This window comes from Micromonospora zamorensis (genome assembly GCF_900090275.1).
Classification (GTDB): domain Bacteria; phylum Actinomycetota; class Actinomycetes; order Mycobacteriales; family Micromonosporaceae; genus Micromonospora; species Micromonospora zamorensis.
Map to the genome: position 1 here is coordinate 5,606,641 of NZ_LT607755.1, position 16,385 is coordinate 5,623,025.

At 71.7% G+C, this 16,385-nt stretch carries 13 protein-coding genes; 3 read left to right on the top strand and 10 right to left on the bottom strand.

Features of this window, described 5'->3' with window-relative positions:
- Nucleotides 1-157 precede the first annotated feature (157 nt).
- Together GA0070619_RS24980 and GA0070619_RS32565 are read right to left on the bottom strand one after the other, a co-directional pair.
- On the bottom strand, nt 158-2,281 hold the full coding sequence (locus GA0070619_RS24980; protein WP_088950293.1) for a RecQ family ATP-dependent DNA helicase: 2,124 nt from the start codon (nt 2,279-2,281) through the stop codon (nt 158-160).
- Nucleotides 2,282-2,320: 39 nt separating this feature from the next.
- Complete coding sequence (locus GA0070619_RS32565; RefSeq protein WP_157744081.1) at nt 2,321-4,192, bottom strand: AfsR/SARP family transcriptional regulator; 1,872 nt, start codon at nt 4,190-4,192, stop codon at nt 2,321-2,323.
- Between the two features lie 143 nt (nt 4,193-4,335).
- Here GA0070619_RS32565 and GA0070619_RS24990 point away from each other — a divergent pair, with 143 nt between their 5' ends.
- On the top strand, nt 4,336-5,157 hold the full coding sequence (locus GA0070619_RS24990; protein WP_088950294.1) for a hypothetical protein: 822 nt from the start codon (nt 4,336-4,338) through the stop codon (nt 5,155-5,157).
- A gap of 72 nt (nt 5,158-5,229) precedes the next feature.
- Here GA0070619_RS24990 and GA0070619_RS24995 read toward each other — a convergent pair whose 3' ends face one another.
- The 7 genes from GA0070619_RS24995 to GA0070619_RS25025 all read right to left on the bottom strand — a co-directional run bounded on the left by GA0070619_RS24995 (nt 5,230) and on the right by GA0070619_RS25025 (nt 12,482).
- A complete protein-coding gene (locus GA0070619_RS24995) occupies nt 5,230-5,976 on the bottom strand; it encodes an SDR family NAD(P)-dependent oxidoreductase (RefSeq protein ID WP_088950295.1) in 747 nt (248 codons plus the stop codon).
- Nucleotides 5,977-6,116: 140 nt separating this feature from the next.
- Entirely contained in the window at nt 6,117-7,220 is a 1,104-nt protein-coding gene (locus GA0070619_RS25000) for a branched-chain amino acid ABC transporter permease (RefSeq protein ID WP_088950296.1), read from the bottom strand.
- On the bottom strand, nt 7,217-8,107 hold the full coding sequence (locus GA0070619_RS25005) for a branched-chain amino acid ABC transporter permease (protein WP_088950297.1): 891 nt from the start codon (nt 8,105-8,107) through the stop codon (nt 7,217-7,219). Before GA0070619_RS25005 ends, GA0070619_RS25000 begins: the two co-directional genes overlap by 4 nt.
- Nucleotides 8,107-8,832 carry an ABC transporter ATP-binding protein gene (locus GA0070619_RS25010; protein WP_172862113.1) on the bottom strand — a complete coding sequence of 242 codons (726 nt, stop codon included), beginning with the start codon at nt 8,830-8,832 and terminating at the stop codon, nt 8,107-8,109. The genes GA0070619_RS25005 and GA0070619_RS25010 overlap by 1 nt, the downstream gene beginning before the upstream one ends.
- Before the next feature lie 56 nt (nt 8,833-8,888).
- Entirely contained in the window at nt 8,889-9,632 is a 744-nt protein-coding gene (locus GA0070619_RS25015) for an ABC transporter ATP-binding protein (RefSeq protein WP_088950298.1), read from the bottom strand.
- 3 nt (nt 9,633-9,635) lie between these two features.
- Nucleotides 9,636-10,835 (bottom strand): substrate-binding domain-containing protein, encoded by a 1,200-nt coding sequence (locus tag GA0070619_RS25020; protein ID WP_088950299.1) that lies wholly within the window; start codon nt 10,833-10,835, stop codon nt 9,636-9,638.
- Nucleotides 10,836-11,357: 522 nt separating this feature from the next.
- The gene (locus GA0070619_RS25025) at nt 11,358-12,482 is read right to left on the bottom strand and encodes a glycerophosphodiester phosphodiesterase (protein ID WP_088950300.1); all 1,125 of its coding nucleotides are present in this window, start codon (nt 12,480-12,482) and stop codon (nt 11,358-11,360) included.
- Nucleotides 12,483-12,623: 141 nt separating this feature from the next.
- Between GA0070619_RS25025 and GA0070619_RS25030 the strand changes: the two genes are divergently transcribed.
- Both GA0070619_RS25030 and GA0070619_RS25035 read left to right on the top strand, forming a co-directional pair.
- Complete coding sequence (locus tag GA0070619_RS25030; RefSeq protein ID WP_088950301.1) at nt 12,624-13,958, top strand: TrkH family potassium uptake protein; 1,335 nt, start codon at nt 12,624-12,626, stop codon at nt 13,956-13,958.
- Between the two features lie 80 nt (nt 13,959-14,038).
- A complete protein-coding gene (locus GA0070619_RS25035) occupies nt 14,039-14,671 on the top strand; it encodes a potassium channel family protein (RefSeq protein ID WP_088952034.1) in 633 nt (210 codons plus the stop codon).
- A 41-nt stretch (nt 14,672-14,712) separates the two neighbouring features.
- Here the strand turns inward: GA0070619_RS25035 and GA0070619_RS25040 are convergent, their stop codons facing one another.
- The gene (locus tag GA0070619_RS25040) at nt 14,713-16,362 is read right to left on the bottom strand and encodes a serine/threonine-protein kinase (RefSeq protein WP_088950302.1); all 1,650 of its coding nucleotides are present in this window, start codon (nt 16,360-16,362) and stop codon (nt 14,713-14,715) included.
- Nucleotides 16,363-16,385: the final 23 nt, after the last annotated feature.

Sequence of the window (16,385 nt, forward strand, 5' to 3'; positions counted from 1 at the left end):
CCCGTGACGTCGTGGGCGCGGGTGACGGGCTGCTGGTCGGTCATACCGCCCACGGTACCGCCGCGTCGGGGCGGCCCAGGCCGACGCCCGGACGGCGTGGCGACGGTCGCATTCGACGCCGCCCGGGAACTTTCCCACCCGCCCCGCGCCCGGCGGGTCAGCCGGCGACGGCGAGGGCGAGCGGGAGCACGTCGGGCGCGCCGGCCCGGCGCAGGGCCCGAGCCACCAGCGTCATCGTCCAACCCGAGTCGATCAGGTCGTCGACGAGCAGCACCGGGCCGTCCAGGCCCGTCAGGGCGTCCGCCAGGTCGGTCGGCACGGTGAAGGTGTCGTGCAGCGCGCGTACCCGTTGGGCGCTGTTGCCGCGCGGCCCGGTCGGACCGCCCGGACCGGCCGGGACGACCTCGCCGAGCAGCGGCAGCCGGCCCACGGCGGCGATCCGCTCGGCGAGCGACCCGACCAGTCGGGGCCGTCGCCGCGAACCGACCGCGACCACCCCCACCGGCCGGCGGGGCCACGGGTCGTCGCCGTGCGCCCACGCCTTCAACACCTCCACCACCGCGCCGACGACGTCGTCGGGCACCGGCGCGTCCGGCGCCTCCGGGCCGACGAGATCACGCAACCGGCCACCCCAACCGAGGTCCGAGAGGCGCCCGACGGCACGGCCCGGCAACGCCTGCTCCGCGGGGGCGATCCGGCCCTTGAGGGGTACGCCCACCGCGTCCAACCCGGTCGGCCAGAGCTTCTTCGGGGCGATCTCCACGCCGGGGCGGCCGAGGAAGGTCTGCGCGGCGGCGAGCGCGGCTGTCGACACGTCGGCGGAGAAGAGCGGGTCGGCGCACCTGTCGCACCGGCCGCAGTCGGTCGCCCCGGTGTCGTCCAGGCGTTCCCGTAGATACCGCATCCGGCAGTCGGACGTGGTCGCGTACTCCCGCATGGCCTGTTGCTCGACGGTGCGTGCCTCGGCGACGCGGCGCAACCGGGCCTCGTCGTAGACCCAGGGCTCGCCGGTGGCGAGCCATCCACCGCGCACCCGGCGGACCGCGCCGTCCACGTCGAGCACCTTGAGCATCAGCTCCAAGCGGGTACGGCGCAGGTCGACGAGCGGTTCGAGGGCCTGGGTGGAGAGCGGGCGGTCGGGGTGCAGGGCGGCCAGCACGGCGCGCACCTGCTGCTCCGGTGGGAACGCCAGCGAGGCGAAGTATCGCCAGATGGCGGCGTCCTCGACGCCGGGCAGCAGCAGCACCTCGGCGTGCTCGACGGCGCGGCCGGCGCGGCCGACCTGCTGGTAGTACGCGATCGGCGAGGGCGGCGCGCCGAGGTGGACGACGAAGCCCAGGTCAGGCTTGTCGAAGCCCATGCCGAGGGCGCTGGTGGCGACCAACGCCTTGATCTTGTTGTCGAGCAGGTCCTGCTCGGCGGCGCGCCGGTCGGCGTCTTCGGCCTGCCCGGTGTACGACGCCACCGGGTAACCCCGGGACCGCAGGAACTCGGCCGTCTCCCCCGCTGCCGCGACGGTCAGCGTGTAGACGATGCCCGAGCCGGGGAGCTGATCGAGGTGGTCGGCGAGCCAGGCCAGCCGGTGTGCCGGGCTGGGCAGGTCGAGGACCCCGAGGCGCAACGACTCGCGATCCAGGGTGCCGCGCAGGATGAGGGCGTCGCCCAACTGCTCCGCCACGTCCTGGGTGACCCGGGAGTTGGCGGTGGCGGTGGTCGCCAGCACCGGGGTGCGCTCGGGCAGCTCGGCGAGGAAGGTGCGCAGCCGCCGGTAGTCCGGCCGGAAGTCGTGCCCCCAGTCGGAAACGCAGTGTGCCTCGTCGACCACCAGCAGCCCGGTGGTGGCGGCCAGCTTCGGCAGCACCCCGTCGCGGAAGTCCGGGTTGTTGAGCCGTTCCGGGCTGATCAGCAGCACGTCCACGGCACCGGTCTGGATCTCCGCGGTGATCTCGTCCCACTCGTCGAGGTTCGCCGAGTTGATCGTGCGGGCCTTGATGCCCGCCCGGGCCGCCGCCTCGACCTGGTTACGCATCAGCGCCAGCAGCGGCGACACGATGACGGTCGGGCCGTGCTCCCCGCGCTCGCGCAGCAGGGCGGTGGCCACGAAGTAGACCGCCGACTTGCCCCAACCGGTCCGCTGCACACAGAGCACCCGTCGCCGGTCGACGACCAGCGCCTCGATGGCCCGCCACTGGTCCTCACGCAGACGGGCGTGGTCACCGGCCAGCCGGCGCAGCACCGCCTCGGCCCGCTCCCGGATTGCCGCCCGCTCTGCTGTCTCCACCCGGCATTTCTACCAGCCCAAGTCGGATAACCCCCACGATCAGCGGGGCACAGTGGGCCCCGCCTCCACTGCCGCCGGCGTGTCCGTCGGCAGGACGGGCGGCGGCAGGAACAGCAGGACGCCGCGGAGACCGTCGACAACCGCGAGAGGCAGCGGGCAGCGCGCGGCCAACTCCTCCATCGACGCGTACGGGCCGCGTACCCACCGGTCCATCGCCACCTGCCGGCGTTGCGCGTCGGTGAGCCCGGGCAGTGTGGCGAGCACGTGGTCGGGTACGGCGTTGATGTCCACGAGCCCGCCGTCGTCGAAGGCGCGGGGCAGGTCGGGGCGGCCGATCGCGAACTCCAGACGCGCCGAGGGATAGCGGTGCAGCAGGTTGCGTGCCTGTTCGCGGCGAATCCGGCGATCTTCTTCGCGGGCCTGCGCCACGCGTGGCCGTCCGGTGATGCGTTCCCAGACCCAGCGGTTGAGCAGGACGACGTGCGCGGTGCCCACCAGCCAGCAGAGGCAGAGCACGCCGAGCCAGAGGAAGGCCTCCCCCGCCGAGTCCTCCTGCTCGAGGTCGTCGGTGGCCATCATGACGACCATCAGTGTCGCGTCGAGAAGGTAGCCGACGGCCGCGAGGCCAAGCCATCGACTGCGCCGCCGCACCGCGTACACCAGCATCACCAGCCAGGTCCCGGTGCCGAACGACAGGAGCGGCAGGAGGCTGCCGAGGACGGTGGCGGTGGCGCTCACCCACGTCGGCAGCGGGTGCCGCTCCCGGCGCGGCTGGTCGACCGCGAACGGGGACGGCTGTCCGGCGGGCAGGCCGGCCAGAGCGGGGTACAGCGGCGAGGGCAGATCCGCGTACGGCGGGACGGCCGCCTGGGGCAGCGGGCCCGACGCTTGGGGCGATGGGCCCGAGGCCCGGGGCGGTGGGGTCGCCTGGGGCGATGGGCCAGAGGCCCGGGGCGGTGGGGGCGCCTGGGGCGGTGGGGTCGACGCCTGGGCCGGGACGGCCTGGGCGGGCGGTGGCGCGGAGGGCGGTGCGGCCGGGGCAGCCGGATGTGAGTCGGCGGACGGGTGCGCCGGCACCCTGTTCTCCGCCTGCCGCGCGGCGGAAGCCGAAGCTGGCCACCCTGTTTCCGGGACGCCGGCGGTGAGGGTCGGGTCGGCGCGCAGGATCCGACCGTGCAACTCGCGTAACGCCTCGCCGGGCCCGATGCCGTATTCCTCCCGGAGCAGGCTGTCGATATCCCGGTAAGCGGCCAACGCCTCGGCCTGCCGTCCGCTGCGGTAGAGCGCCAGCATGTACTGGTGGCGCAGCCGCTCCCGGACCGGGAACTCGGCCACCAACTCGACCAACTCGCCGACCAGCTCGCGGTGCCGCCCGCTGTCCAGTTTCAGCTCCGCGCCGGTCTCCAGGGCGACGGCCCGCAACTCCACCAGGCGGTGCCGGGCAGCCTCGAACACCGCACCGGAGAAGCCGGTGAACGGCTCCCCGTGCCAGAGGTCCAGAGCGGCGGTCAGCTCGGCGAGCGCCTGCTCCGTACCGCCGGACTCGTGCCGACGCCGGGCGGCTTGGACGCCCCGCTCGAAACGGACCGCGTCCACCGCCTCGGGATCCACCCGCAGCAGATAGCCGGCGTCGGTCAGGCTGAGCACCTGCCCCGGTGTACGCGGCGACCGGTCCGGCTCCAGCACCCGGCGCAGCCCGGCGACGTACTTCTGCACCACGTTGGGGCCGTTCGCGGGCGGATCGTCCGGCCAGACCGCCTCGACGATCTGCCCGGTGGCCACCGGACGACCCGTGGAGAGCAGCAGCACGGCCAGCACCGCACGCTGCTTGCCGGGACCGAGGTCGATTTCACGGTCGGCGAACCAGGCCCGCTGGGGCCCGAGGATCTCGAAACGCAGCGCTCCTGACATGCGAATTTCCGCTCCTGACACCCCCGACGATCGCCGGACGGCAGTGCCCGGCAGCCGGACGGCAGCATATCGGCAGCCGTACCGCCGTGCCCGGCGGCAACATGGTCATCGGCACAAGCCAAGCAGCGAGAAAGAGAAATGTGATGACACAGGCAACGGGCAGCGCGAGCACCATCCGACGGACGGTGGGCGCGGTCACCGCCATGCTGGCCACGACCACCCTGGTGGTTGGGTGCGGGCCCAAGAGCGAACCGGCCTCGGCACCGCAGAACGGCCCGAGCGCCAGCCCGACCGTCGACCCGAAGCAGGCGCTCCTCGACGCCGTCCCGGACGGCACCGAGGGGACGTTCAAGTTCAGCGGCAAGGACTCCTCCAGCACGCACAGCGGACGGGTCGACCCGGCTTCGAAGGCTGTCGAGATCAACACCACTGGCGCACCGGGCTCCGATGGCATCACCACGAAGATGTCGTTCCTGCTCATCGGTGAGGAGGTCTGGCTGAAGGCGAAGTTCAGCGGCCAGCCGGGCCTGCCGAAGTTCCCGGACAAGTGGATGAAGCTGGACCGCACGAAGCTGGCCGAGAGCGACACCATCCCGGCCTACGACGGTGCGGACCAGGGCAACGCCGGCCCGCTCATCGAGGCGGCCACCTCCGTCAAGGAGCAGAGCCCCGGGCAGTACGCCGGGGTCGTCGACGTGAGCACTGGCAACGCGGCCCAGGTGCTGGAGGAGGGCGAGGCGGCAGCGCTCGGCGAAGCTGCCAAGTCGGTGCCGTTCACCGCAGTTGTCGACCCGGACAAGCACCTGACCTCGCTGACGCTGAAGATCCCGGCCGCCGGCAAGGCGAAGGCGTACGACTACGTCGTCACCTACGCCGACTACGGCACCTCGCCGAAGATCAGCGTGCCGACCGGTTCCGCCGCGACGAAGGCGCCGGCGATGGCCTACGAGATGCTGAACGGCTGACCCACGACGCACGAGGGCGGCGGCCACACGGGGGGCCGCCGCCCTTCCGTCGTTCATGGGCGCGCGCGTGCATCAGCGACCGAGGACCGAGCCCCCGTTGACGCCGAGGACCTGACCGGTGACGTAACCGGCGGCCGGGCTGGCGAGATAGCGGACGGCCTCGGCGATGTCGTCCGGCAGGCCGGCCCGCCCGACCAGGGTCGCCGCGACCCGCTTCGCGTGCCCCTCGGCGGTCATCCGGTCGCCGAAGAACTCGGTCTCGGCGACATAGCCGGGGCTCACCACGTTGACCGTGATCTGGTCCGGGCCGAGCTGAGCCGCCAGGTCGTACGCCCAGCCGTGCAGGGCCGCCTTCGCCGCCGAGTACGCCCCGCCGCCGCCGCGCTGGGCGGCGATCGAGCTGACCAGGATCACCCGCCCGCCGGGGCGACGCAGTGCCGGCCGCAACGCCTCGGTCAGCAGTACGGCGGTGAGCACGTTGGCGTCCAGGTTGGCCCGCCAGTGTGCGGCGGTCCCGGCCAGGGTGCCGGTGTCCCCGCCCAGATAGCCGCCGGCGTTGTTGACCACCACGTCGACCGGCCGACCGCCGACCGCCGCGAGCACCCGGTCGAGCTGCTCCGGGTCGGTCAGGTCGGCGGTGACCGCGTTGACGGCGTCGGCCCGACCACATTCGGCGGAGATCCGTTCGGCGGCGGCCGACAGCACGTCCGTGCGCCGCCCGACGATCAGAACGTCGTACCCGTCCCGAACGAGCGCCTCCGCCACGGCGGCCCCGATCCCGGTCCCGCCCCCACTGACAACAGCAACCCGAGAGTCCATCTCCCCAGCCTCCCCTCCGCGACAACACCCCGTCGATCATGAAGTTATCGCCATCCGCCGCGGCGTGTCGTGGCTATAACTTCATGATCGACGGGGTCAGAAGGGGGGTTGGGGGTTGGGGTGGGGGGTTGGGGTTGGGGTCAGCTTGGGGGGCGGAGGGTGCGGGTTAGGTGGGACAGGCGGGGGGCCAGGCTCGTCAGGCCTCCTGGGAAGAAGTAGACGGCCAGGATGAAGACCGTGCCCAGGACGAACAGCGGCTGGCTCAGCGGGTGGCTGAGGACAGCCGGCAGGTTGTCCACCGCGTCGCTCGTGCCGAACGCGGTGAGCCGGTGGTCCAGGTACATGTAGAGGACACCGCCGAGCACCGGCCCCCACCGGGTGCCCGGTCCGCCTAGCACCACCATGACCAGCAGCGACAGGGTCAGCTCGGAGGACGTGATGTGCGGCGACGCGCCGCCGACGATGAGGACGTAGACCACCCCGCCCGCCGACGCCAGCCCGCCGGCGAGGGTGAACGCCACCAGCTTGTAGCGGTACGGGTCCAGCCCGAGCACACCGATCCGCCGCTCGTCGTCACGCAGCCCGGCGAGCACCCGACCGGTCGGGGAACCGCTCACCCGGTGCACCACGAAGACCACCAGCGTCAGGTACGCGAGCGCCAGCCAGTACAGGTTGACAGTGTTCGTCACCCCCACCAGCCCGGCGGGCAGCCCGGACACGTCCAGCGGCAGACCTTCCTCGCCACCGGTGAGCCCACCGAAGTCCCGGGCCACCAGGATCGCGCCGACCTGGGCGAAGGCCAACGTGACCATGGCGAACGCGATGCCCACGGTGCGCAGCGCCACCGCGCCGAGCAGCGCGGCGAGGATCGTCCCGCCGGTGATGGTCAGCAACGCCGCCTGCCACAGCGGCAGACCGGCCCGGGTGATGAGGATGTCGGTGCCGTACACACCGGCCGCGAAGTACAGCGCGTGCCCGAAGGAGAGCATGCCGGTCCGGCCGAAGAGCAGGTCGTACCCGGCCGCCAGACCGCCGAAGATCAGGCAGATCGCGAGCAGTTGCAGGGTGCCGGGCGAGTTGACCGGTCCCTCGAAGATCCCCGGCAGGGAGATCGTCGAGTACGGCAGGATCGCCAGCACGACCAGCGCGACCAGCGGCAGGAACGGGCGGACCCGGTGCCACCGCCCCCGCTGCGGGGTCAACTCGTCGGGCACCTGCGCGGGAGGCGCGTCGATCACCGTCATGCCGTTGCCACCTTTCCGGCGATGCCCTGCGGGCGCAGCAGCAGCACCACGGCCAGCAGCCCGACCACGCAGATGTCGCCCAGCCCGGACGTGCCGTAGTAGTTGACGAACTGCTGCACCAGACCGACCACGACCGCCGCGTACGCGGAGCCGACCACCGAGCCCATCCCGCCGATCACCACCACGATGAACGCGAAGATCAGCAGCGAGCTGCCCTGACCGGGCGAGACGGTGCCGAAGTAGACCCCGCCGAGCGCACCGGCGAGCGCGGCGGCCGCCCCACCGATCGCGAAGACCAGCGTGAACGCCTTGCGGACGTCGATGCCGAGGGCGGTCACCATCTCCCGGTTCTCCACCCCGGCCCGGATCACCAGGCCGTACCTTGTCCAGCGCAGGAACGCCAGGATCGCGCCGAGCACCAGCACCGCCGCGATGATCAGCAGCAGGCCGCCGTTGGGCACCTGCGCGCCGAGGATCCCGGTCACCTGCCGAGTCCAGTCGGGACGCGGGAACGGGCGTGCGTCCGCACCCCAGGTGGCCTGCAACAACGCCACCCCGGCCAGGGACAGGCCGACGGTCACCAGCACCTGCTCGATGGTGCGGGAGTAGAGCGGGCGGATCAGCACCAGCTCGACCAGGATCGCGACCAGCGTGCCGGCGGCCACCCCGAAGGCGACAGCGAGCACGAAGCCGAATCCGTCGGAGCCCGCGCCCGGCAGGTTGCCCGCCGCCCACCAGGTGCCGTACGCGCCCACGCCGAGGAACAGCCCGTGGGCGAAGTTGAGCACGTCGGCCAGACCGAAGACCAGGGACAGGCCCGACGCGACCAGGAAGTACAGCGCCGCCAGGCCCAGCCCGGTCAACGCCAACAGAATCACGGTCCCCATCAGTGGGACACCTCCGCCGAGCCGACACCCAGCAACGACTTCGTCAGCGCCGTCTCCAACAACAGTTCACGGGCGTCGCCGGTCCAGGCCACCTTGCCGGCGGCCAGCACCACCGCATCGCGGGCCAGTCGGCGTACGACGGCCAGGTTCTGCTCGACGAGCAGCACCGGCACCGACTCCGCGACCCGTTCCAACACTTCGGCCACCTCGGTCACCACCTTCGGCGCCAACCCCTTGGTCGGCTCGTCGACCAGCAGCAGCCGGTTGTCGTTGAGCAGCACCCGCCCGATCGCGAGCATCTGCTGCTGCCCACCGGAGAGCGAGCCCGCCCGTTGCCGTCCGCGCCGGTCCAGCTCCGGGAAGAGCGCGAAAACCTTGTCGTACGCCGGGCTGGTGCCGCGCCGCTCGGCGAGCCGCAGGTTCTCGGCGACGGTGAGGCCGGCGAACACGCAGCGGTCCTCGGGCACGTAGCCGAGCCCACCGCGGACCAGCCGGTGCGTGCGCTGGGCCAGCAGGTTCTGCGCACCCATCCGGATGGTGCCGCGGACCTCCCCGGCGGGCGGGGTGAGGCCGACGATCGCGCGCAACGTGGTGGTCTTGCCGACGCCGTTGCGACCGAGCAGGACGGTCACGCCGGTCGGGGCGACCGCGAAGGACACCCCCTGGAGGATGTGCAGCCCGGAGATCCGGACCGACAGGTCCTCCACAGTGAGAACTGGTTCCATCAGGCCCGCCTCCGTTCGCGACTGCGAGGCTCGCAAACCCGGCTCACTCCTCGCGCTCACAGCGACTCCCCCAGGTAGGCCTCTTGCACCGTGGGGTTCGCCATCACCGTCTCCGGCGTGTCGCAGGCCAGCAGCGCGCCGTGGTGCATGACGGCGATCCGGTCGGCCAGCTCCAGGATGACGTCCATGTGGTGCTCGACCATCAGCACCGCCCGGCCGCTGTCGCCGGTCAGCGACTTGATGACGGCCACCAGTTCGGGGATGTCCTCGGCGCTGACGCCGGCCATCGGTTCGTCCAGCAGCATCACCCGCGGTTCACCGGCGAGCAGCAGGGCGATCTCCAACTTGCGCTTCTCGCCGTGGGCCAGGGTGCCGGCGAGTGCCGTACCCCGGTGGGCGAGACCGACCCGGTCGAGCGCCGCGTCGGCGGCGGCGGCGACCTCCCGGTCGGCCGCCGCCCGCCGCCACAGTGCCATCGAGCCCCCGCGGTGCGCCTGCACGGCGAGCCGGACGTTCTCCCGCACGCTGAGCGAGCCGAAGACCGAGGACGCCTGGAAGGTACGGCCCAGTCCGAGGCGGGCCCGCCGGTGCGGCGGGAGCGCCCCGATGTCCTGACCGTCCAGAACTATCCGGCCCTCCGTGGCCCGGCGCAGGCCAGTGATCAGGTTGAACAGTGAGGTCTTGCCGGCGCCGTTCGGCCCGATCACGCCCAGGAACTCCCCGGGCGCGAGGTCGAGGTAGACGCTGTCGACGATGGCGACCTCACCGATCCGCCAGGTCAGACCGCGGGTGGCGAGCATGGGTCAGCCCTTCATCGCCACGGCCGGTGGCGCGGACTCGTCACCGGTGAGGCTCTTCTGCGCGGTGGCCGTGAATTCGGTGCCGCTGCCGGTCAGCTTGGCCTGGAACATCGGCTGGAGCAGCGCGTGGTCGGCGGCCCGGATGGTCATCTTGCCCTTGACCCCGTCGAAGCTCCAGCCCTCCAGGGCGGTGACCATCTTGTCGACGTCGTCCCCGCCCTCCTGCGCGGCGCGGACCACCATCTGGGCGGCGGCGAAGCCGTCCGGGTGGAACAGGTCGATGGTGGTGACCTTCGCCTTCAGGGCCTTGCTGGCCTCGGTGTCGCTCGCACCGTCGAAGTAGTGCGACAGGAAGGAGATCTTGGCGCCGGCGGTGCCGAAGGTCTGCCACGAGGCGCGGATGTCCAGGCCCGTGACGACAGTGGTGGACGAGAGCACGCCCTGCTGGTCGAGGGTCTGCCACATCGCCGGGGCGGTGGTGCCCGCCCAGGCCACGAACAGCAGGTCCGGCTTCGCTGCCTTGATCTGGCTGGCGAACGGGGTGAACTCGGTGGCGCTGGCCGGCGCCCGGACACTGCTCACGGTGGCGCCCGCGCTGCCGATGACGGCCTTGACGGCTGCCTCGTTGGCGTCACCGAACGCGCCGTCCTGGGCGAAGACCACGACCTTCTTGCCGGCCGGGTCGCCGATGAACGACTTGGCGGTCACCACGTCCTGGTAGGACTGCCGGCCGGAGCGGAACGTGTACTTGTTCGCGCCGGTCACCGCGTCGGTGGCGGCCGGGCCGGAGATGAACAGCACCTTGTTCTGCGCGGCGATCGGCGCGACCTGGAGCGCCACGCCCGAGGCGGTGGAACCGGCAATGATCTTCGCGCCCTTGCCGATCAGGTCCTTCGCGGCGGAGACCGCCTTGGCCGGGTCGCCCGCGTCGTCGACCTCGGTCAACTCGATCTTCCGGTCACCGACCTTGCCGGTGCCCTTGGTGGCGAAGTCCAGCCCCGCCTTGAAACCCTCGATGTACTGCTTTCCATAGCTGGCCAGGGCACCCGACTGGGAGTACACCAGGCCGACCTTGACCGGCGCGGCGTTGTCGCCGCCGCCGGTGGCGGTGTCCTGCGGGCTACCACAGGCCGTGGCGGCCAGCGCCGCGGCCATCATCGTGGCGGCGGAGAGGAACACCCGCCGCGTCGTCCGGACCGTCATTGCGACTCCACATGAGGACTCGGAGGGAGAGAACTTCTTCGTGACGGCTCACGCTAGAAGTGACGTCACCCACGAGCTATGTGGCGGAAACACACAAGTAACAGGAATGAGGTGGCCGGGGGTTACAACGGGCCGCGCGGTCACCGGAGAGCCGGCGCTCCCGGTGGCCTGAACCTCCACGGACCACCCGAGGTCTGTGTCGCCTCGCCCCATCTGCCCCGATCGGTCAACCACAGGGACCGTCGTGGGCCACCGCGCGCGGGCAGCGCCGATGACCGTCGAGCAGGCGAAGATCGCGTCAACATCCCTGTTGTTGCTGTCTCAACCCGCCGCAAGGCAGCAACATCGGTGAAGTTGCTGCCGCGTCCGGACCCCGGACGTGTCGCTGGCCCGCCGTCCGGGTGGCGGACGGCGGGCCAGCGGGTGGGCCGGGCGTGATCGGCCCGGCGGTCGGCTCGGAGCGGATCAGCTCCGGGCCGAGGTCGGCTCGGCGGGCGGGTTCCCCGCCGACGGGCAGAGAGGTCAGTTCCCGGCGAGACCGGCTAGGGCGGCGACGGCGGTGTCCGGATGGTCGCTGAAGACGCCGTCCAGGCCCAGGCCGAGGAAGAGTTCGTACTCGGCGGTGATGTCGCCGCGCGCGTTGGGGTCGGTGCCGATCCGGAAGTCCACCGGGAGGAACTGGTTCTCCGCGCGGAACGTCCAGGAGTGCACGAGCAGCCGCTCACGGTGCGCGTCGCGCACCACGTTGGTGGGGGCGAGCAGGGCGCCGGTGGCGTCCCGGGGCACGAGCAGGTTCTTGTTCGCCCCGATGCCGTCGGCGTACCCGGCGATCCACTTCAGCCCGGCCGGCGTGACGAGGTCCTGGTAGCCGCGGGTGTCACCGGCGACGGTGAAGTCGTACGGGCGGCCGGCGGCGTCGAGCAGTTGGACCAGCTTCACATCGGTGATCCGGCTCAGCTTGCGCAGGTTGGCCGTCTCGAACGACTGGATGAAGACCGGCGAGTTCCTGCGATCCAGCTTGTTCTGCCGCAGCACCCGCAGCAGCGGCTCCTCCAACGGCAGGCCGATCGACGTGAAGTAGGTCGGGTGCTTGGTCTCCGGGTAGATGCCGATGGTGCGGCCCCGTGTCCGCCCTTCGGTCCGGGCCAGGTCGATGACCTCCTGGAGGGTGGGCACCTCGAAGCGGCCGTCGAACGCGGTGTTCGCCACGCGGACCTGCGGCAGCCGTTCCTTGGCCCGCAGCGTCTTCAGCTCGGCCAGTGTGAAGTCCTCGGTGAACCAGCCGGTCACGGCGACACCGTCGATGGTCTTGGTCGCCTTGCGGGCCGCGAACTCCGGGTGCGTCGACACGTCGGTGGTGCCGGAGATCTCGTTCTCGTGCCGGGCGACCAGGACGCCGTCGGAGGTGGACACCAGGTCCGGCTCGATGTAGTCGGCGCCCATCCGGATCGCCAGCCGGTACGCCTCCAGGGTGTGTTCCGGCCGGTAGCCGCTGGCACCTCGGTGACCGATCACGATCGGCCGGTCGTTCGCCCGGGTGCGGTCCGCGCCGGTCGAGGGCTCGGCGGCGGCAATGGTGGGCACGGCCATGGCGGCGGCGGCGAGCAGCACGCCGGCCAGGCCGAGGGTCGAAAGGGTACGTCGCAACGCCGTCTCCTGTCGTGGGGGTGAGCCGCTTCAGGAGACCGCCCCGGATTGGCCGGCAGTTGGTCGAGGGTTGGCCGGGAGGTGAATCTCCGGAATGAGCGTTCCCGCTCCGGGCGACGGGCGGGAAAGGAAGATTGTCTGGTGCGCCGGTTTTTCCGCAACCCCGTGCGGCTGGTGCCGCTGGGGTTCCTGGTGCCGATCCTGCTGGGCACCGGCCTGCTGATGACCCGCTGGTCGACCATCGAGCATCAGCGCCCGCCCCTGGTCACCGCGTTGTTCACCGCCACGTCGGCGGTGTCGGTGACGGGGATGGCGATCAACGACACCCCCAACTACTGGTCCGGCGCCGGCCTTGTGGTGATCACCGTGCTCACCCAGCTCGGTGGTCTCGGCATCCTCACGGCGGCGGCGCTGGTCATCCTGGTGGTCTCACGCCAGCTCGGCCTGCGTAATCGGCTGCTGGTGCAGGCCGAGACGGCGGAGTTCGGCATCGGTGACGTGGGCCGGCTGCTGCGCCGGATCGCGATCACCGTCTTCGCCTGCGAGGCGGTGATGACGGCTGTGGTCGCCGGCCGCCTCTGGTGGGCGTACGACTATCCGCCCGGACGGGCCCTGTGGTCGGGCGTGTTCCACGCCGTCCAGGCGTTCAACAACGGTGGTTTCGCGCTCTACACCGAGGGTCTGCTGGCCTTCGACCGTGATCCGTGGGTGTCGCTGCCTCTGGCGTTCGGGGCCATCGTCGGCGGGCTGGGGTTTCCCGCCCTGTTCGAGGCCGCCCGGGAATGGCGCAAGCCGGCTGGCTGGGCGGTGGCCACCAAGTTGACCATCTGGGGCAGCGTGGTCCTGCTGCTGCTCGGCTTCGTCGGCCTGCTCGCCGCCGAGTGGACCAACGCCAGCACCATCGGCTCGTACGACGTCGGGGGCAAGGTGCTCGCGTCGTTCACCCAGATCGCGTTGAGCCGCACCGGGGGCTTCAACGTGCTGAACATCGCCGACCTCCAGGAGGAGAGCTACCCGCTGCTGATCGTGCTGATGTTCATCGGCGGTGGCAGCGCCAGCACGGCCGGCGGCATCAAGGTGTCCACGTTCTTCCTGCTCGCGTTCACCATCTGGGCCGAGTTGCGCGGCGAGCCCGACGTGACGGTCGGGCACCGCCGGGTGGCCACCGCGAGTCAGCGGCAGGCCGTGACGGTGGCCCTGCTCAGCGTCGCGCTGGTGACGGCCGGGACCATGCTCCTGCTGCTGCTCACCGAGGGCGTGCGGTTCGTCGCGGCCCTGTTCGAGGTCACCTCCGCGTTCAGCACCACCGGGCTCACCGTCGGTCTGGCCAGCGAGCTGCCGGCCAGCGGCCAGTTGGTGCTGACCGTGCTGATGTTCATCGGCCGGGTCGGGCCGCTCACCCTCGGGTCGGCGATCGCCCTGAACACCCGGCGCAGGCTCTACCGCTACCCCCAGGAACAACCCATTGTCGGCTAGGCGCGAGGAGGGTCGAGGTGTCGGCGAGACGATCGGACGGCGGCGGCGGCGGCGGCGGCGGCGGCGGCGGCGGCATCGTGGTGATCGGGTTGGGTCGCTTCGGCTGCCATCTGGCCGCGTCGCTCAACCGGATGGACCGCGAGGTGCTGGCCGTCGACCGCAACCCGGATCAGGTGCAGCGCTTCTCGGCGCAGCTCGACCGGGTGGTCCAGGCCGACGCGACGGAGGACGGTGCACTGCGGCAGCTCGGCGTCACCAGCTTCGGCCGGGCGGTGGTGGCCATCGGGGCGTCGGTGGAGGCGAGCGTCCTCACCGTGCTGGCGTTGGTCGAGCTGGGTGTGCCGCAGATCTGGGCGCGTGCCACCTCGCAGAAACACGCCAAGATCCTGTCGTCGGTCGGCGCGCACCACGTGATCTTCCCGGAGGCGGAGACCGGCGAGCGGGTGGCGCACCTGATCGTCAGCCGGCTGCTCGACTTTATCGAGTTCGACGACGACTTCGCCATCGCCACCGTCCGGGTGCCGGAGTCGCTCGTCGGGCGCACCCTGCTCGACCTGCGCCCCGAGGAGCGTTCCGGGGTCCGGGTGATCGGCGCGAAGGCACCCGGTGAGCGTTTCCGGTACGCCTCGGACGACACAGCGCTGGCGCAGGGTGGGCTGCTGGTCGTGGAGGGTGGGATCGACCAGGTGCAACGGTTCGCGGGGCGACGCTGACCGTCACTTCTTACCGCCAGGCCCCTTCCCCTTGCCCTTTGTCACTTTCCCGCTTTTCCCGGACCACCACCCGGCCCTTTGCCCTTGCCGGGCTTCTCAGGCTTGGCCTTGGGGCCACCCGAACCCGGGCCGCCGCCAGCTGTCGCCGCCTTCGGCGGGGCCTTGGGTGGTGTCTTCGTCGTGGTGGCCGCCGTGCGCGCCGGTGCGGTGGACGGCGTGCTGCCGGCCACCCCGGAGACGCGTACGCCGCAGGCCACGTCGCCGAGCCGGAACTCGACCGGCAGCTGGTTCGCCCCGCTGTACGTGCCGGTGAGGGTGAGCTTCTCGGCCGCGCCGGGCGCCAGCGTGGTGCGCTCGGCCACCGGCCGGACCAGCACGGTGCTGCCCTGCTGCTGCACCGGCGCGGGCTCCGCCTTCGTGACGGTCTGCTGACCGGGGAAGGTGAAACTCATCGCCCAGTCCCGCAGCTCACTCTCACCGGTGTTGGTCAACGTCAGCTCGGCGGCGAAGTCGGTGCCGGAGTCCGTGCGCAGCGCGTACGCCACCTCGCACGGCACCTTCTCCGGCAGGCCCATCCGGGCCTCGGTGGTCGGCCGGCCCTCGCCGCTGGCCGGGGTACGCGAGGTGAACCCCCACATCACGCCGGTGACCGCGATCAGCCCGACAGCGGCCACCCCGGCCTCCACCCGCCGACGACGGCTCACCCGCTGGCGGACCCTTTGGTCCCGTTGGCGGGTACGGGAGATCGGCAACGCGTCGGTCTCCGCCGACCAGGGCAGGATCGTGGTGCCCGCGCTGGCGAGCGCGGCCGGGTCCAGCGGCCCTCCGGCCGGGGAGACCGGCACCGCCGCCAGCATCCCCGCCGCGTCGGCGAGGGTCCGGGCCACCTCGGCGGTCGCCGGCCGGTCCGCGGGTTGCTTGGCAAGGCAGCGCCGCACCAGGTCGGTCACCTCGTCGGGCAGCCCCGGCACCTCCGGCATCGGATCCGGGTCGGTGTACATGTGCGCCCGCAACATCTGGGTCGTGGTGTTGGCCTGCCACGGCAGCCGGCCGGTGAGCATCCGGTAGAGCAGCAGCCCGACGGCGTACACGTCGGTGGCCGGGGACACCTGACCGTTGTCCAGCCGTTCCGGGGCGAGGTACGCGGGGGTGCCCAGCAGCGTGCCGTCCGGCCCCTTCTCGCTCTCCCCCACCAGTGCGGAGATGCCGAAGTCGACAACCTTGACCCCGGTCGACGTGAGCATCACGTTGCCCGGTGTCACGTCACGGTGCACCACACCGCGGGCGTGCGCTGTGGCCAGCGCCGAGCTGACCTCCGCGCCGATGGTCATGGCCTCCCGCCAGGGAAGCTGGCTCTCCCGGCCCAGCCGGCTGGCCAGGGAGGTGCCGTCGATCAGTTCCATCACCACGTACGGCACGGTCAGCCCGACCTGCTCGGACTCGCCGTAGTCGTACACGTTGGTGATGTTGGGGTGGCAGAGCCGCGCGGCGGCCTGCGCCTCGATCCGGATCCGGTGGCGGAAGGCCCGGTCGCTGGCCAGCCGGGAGGCCAGCACCTTCACCGCGACCTGGCGACCGAGCACCTCGTCGTACCCACGCCAGACCACCGACATGCCACCCGCGCCGAGCTGCTCGATCAGCCGGTACCGCTGATCGAGCAGTTGCGCGCCCTTTCGGTCCCCACCACCCATGGTGTGCGTTGTTGCCCACAAGG

Coding starts and splice junctions, on each gene's coding strand:
- GA0070619_RS25020 (WP_088950299.1), bottom strand. CDS start 10,835: ATGACGGTCCGGACGACGCGGCGGGTGTTCCTCTCCGCCGCCACGATG.
- GA0070619_RS24990 (WP_088950294.1), top strand. CDS start 4,336: ATGACACAGGCAACGGGCAGCGCGAGCACCATCCGACGGACGGTGGGC.
- GA0070619_RS32565 (WP_157744081.1), bottom strand. CDS start 4,192: ATGTCAGGAGCGCTGCGTTTCGAGATCCTCGGGCCCCAGCGGGCCTGG.
- GA0070619_RS25015 (WP_088950298.1), bottom strand. CDS start 9,632: ATGCTCGCCACCCGCGGTCTGACCTGGCGGATCGGTGAGGTCGCCATC.
- GA0070619_RS25005 (WP_088950297.1), bottom strand. CDS start 8,107: ATGGGGACCGTGATTCTGTTGGCGTTGACCGGGCTGGGCCTGGCGGCG.
- GA0070619_RS24995 (WP_088950295.1), bottom strand. CDS start 5,976: ATGGACTCTCGGGTTGCTGTTGTCAGTGGGGGCGGGACCGGGATCGGG.
- GA0070619_RS25000 (WP_088950296.1), bottom strand. CDS start 7,220: ATGACGGTGATCGACGCGCCTCCCGCGCAGGTGCCCGACGAGTTGACC.
- GA0070619_RS25010 (WP_172862113.1), bottom strand. CDS start 8,832: ATGGAACCAGTTCTCACTGTGGAGGACCTGTCGGTCCGGATCTCCGGG.
- GA0070619_RS25040 (WP_088950302.1), bottom strand. CDS start 16,362: ATGGGTGGTGGGGACCGAAAGGGCGCGCAACTGCTCGATCAGCGGTAC.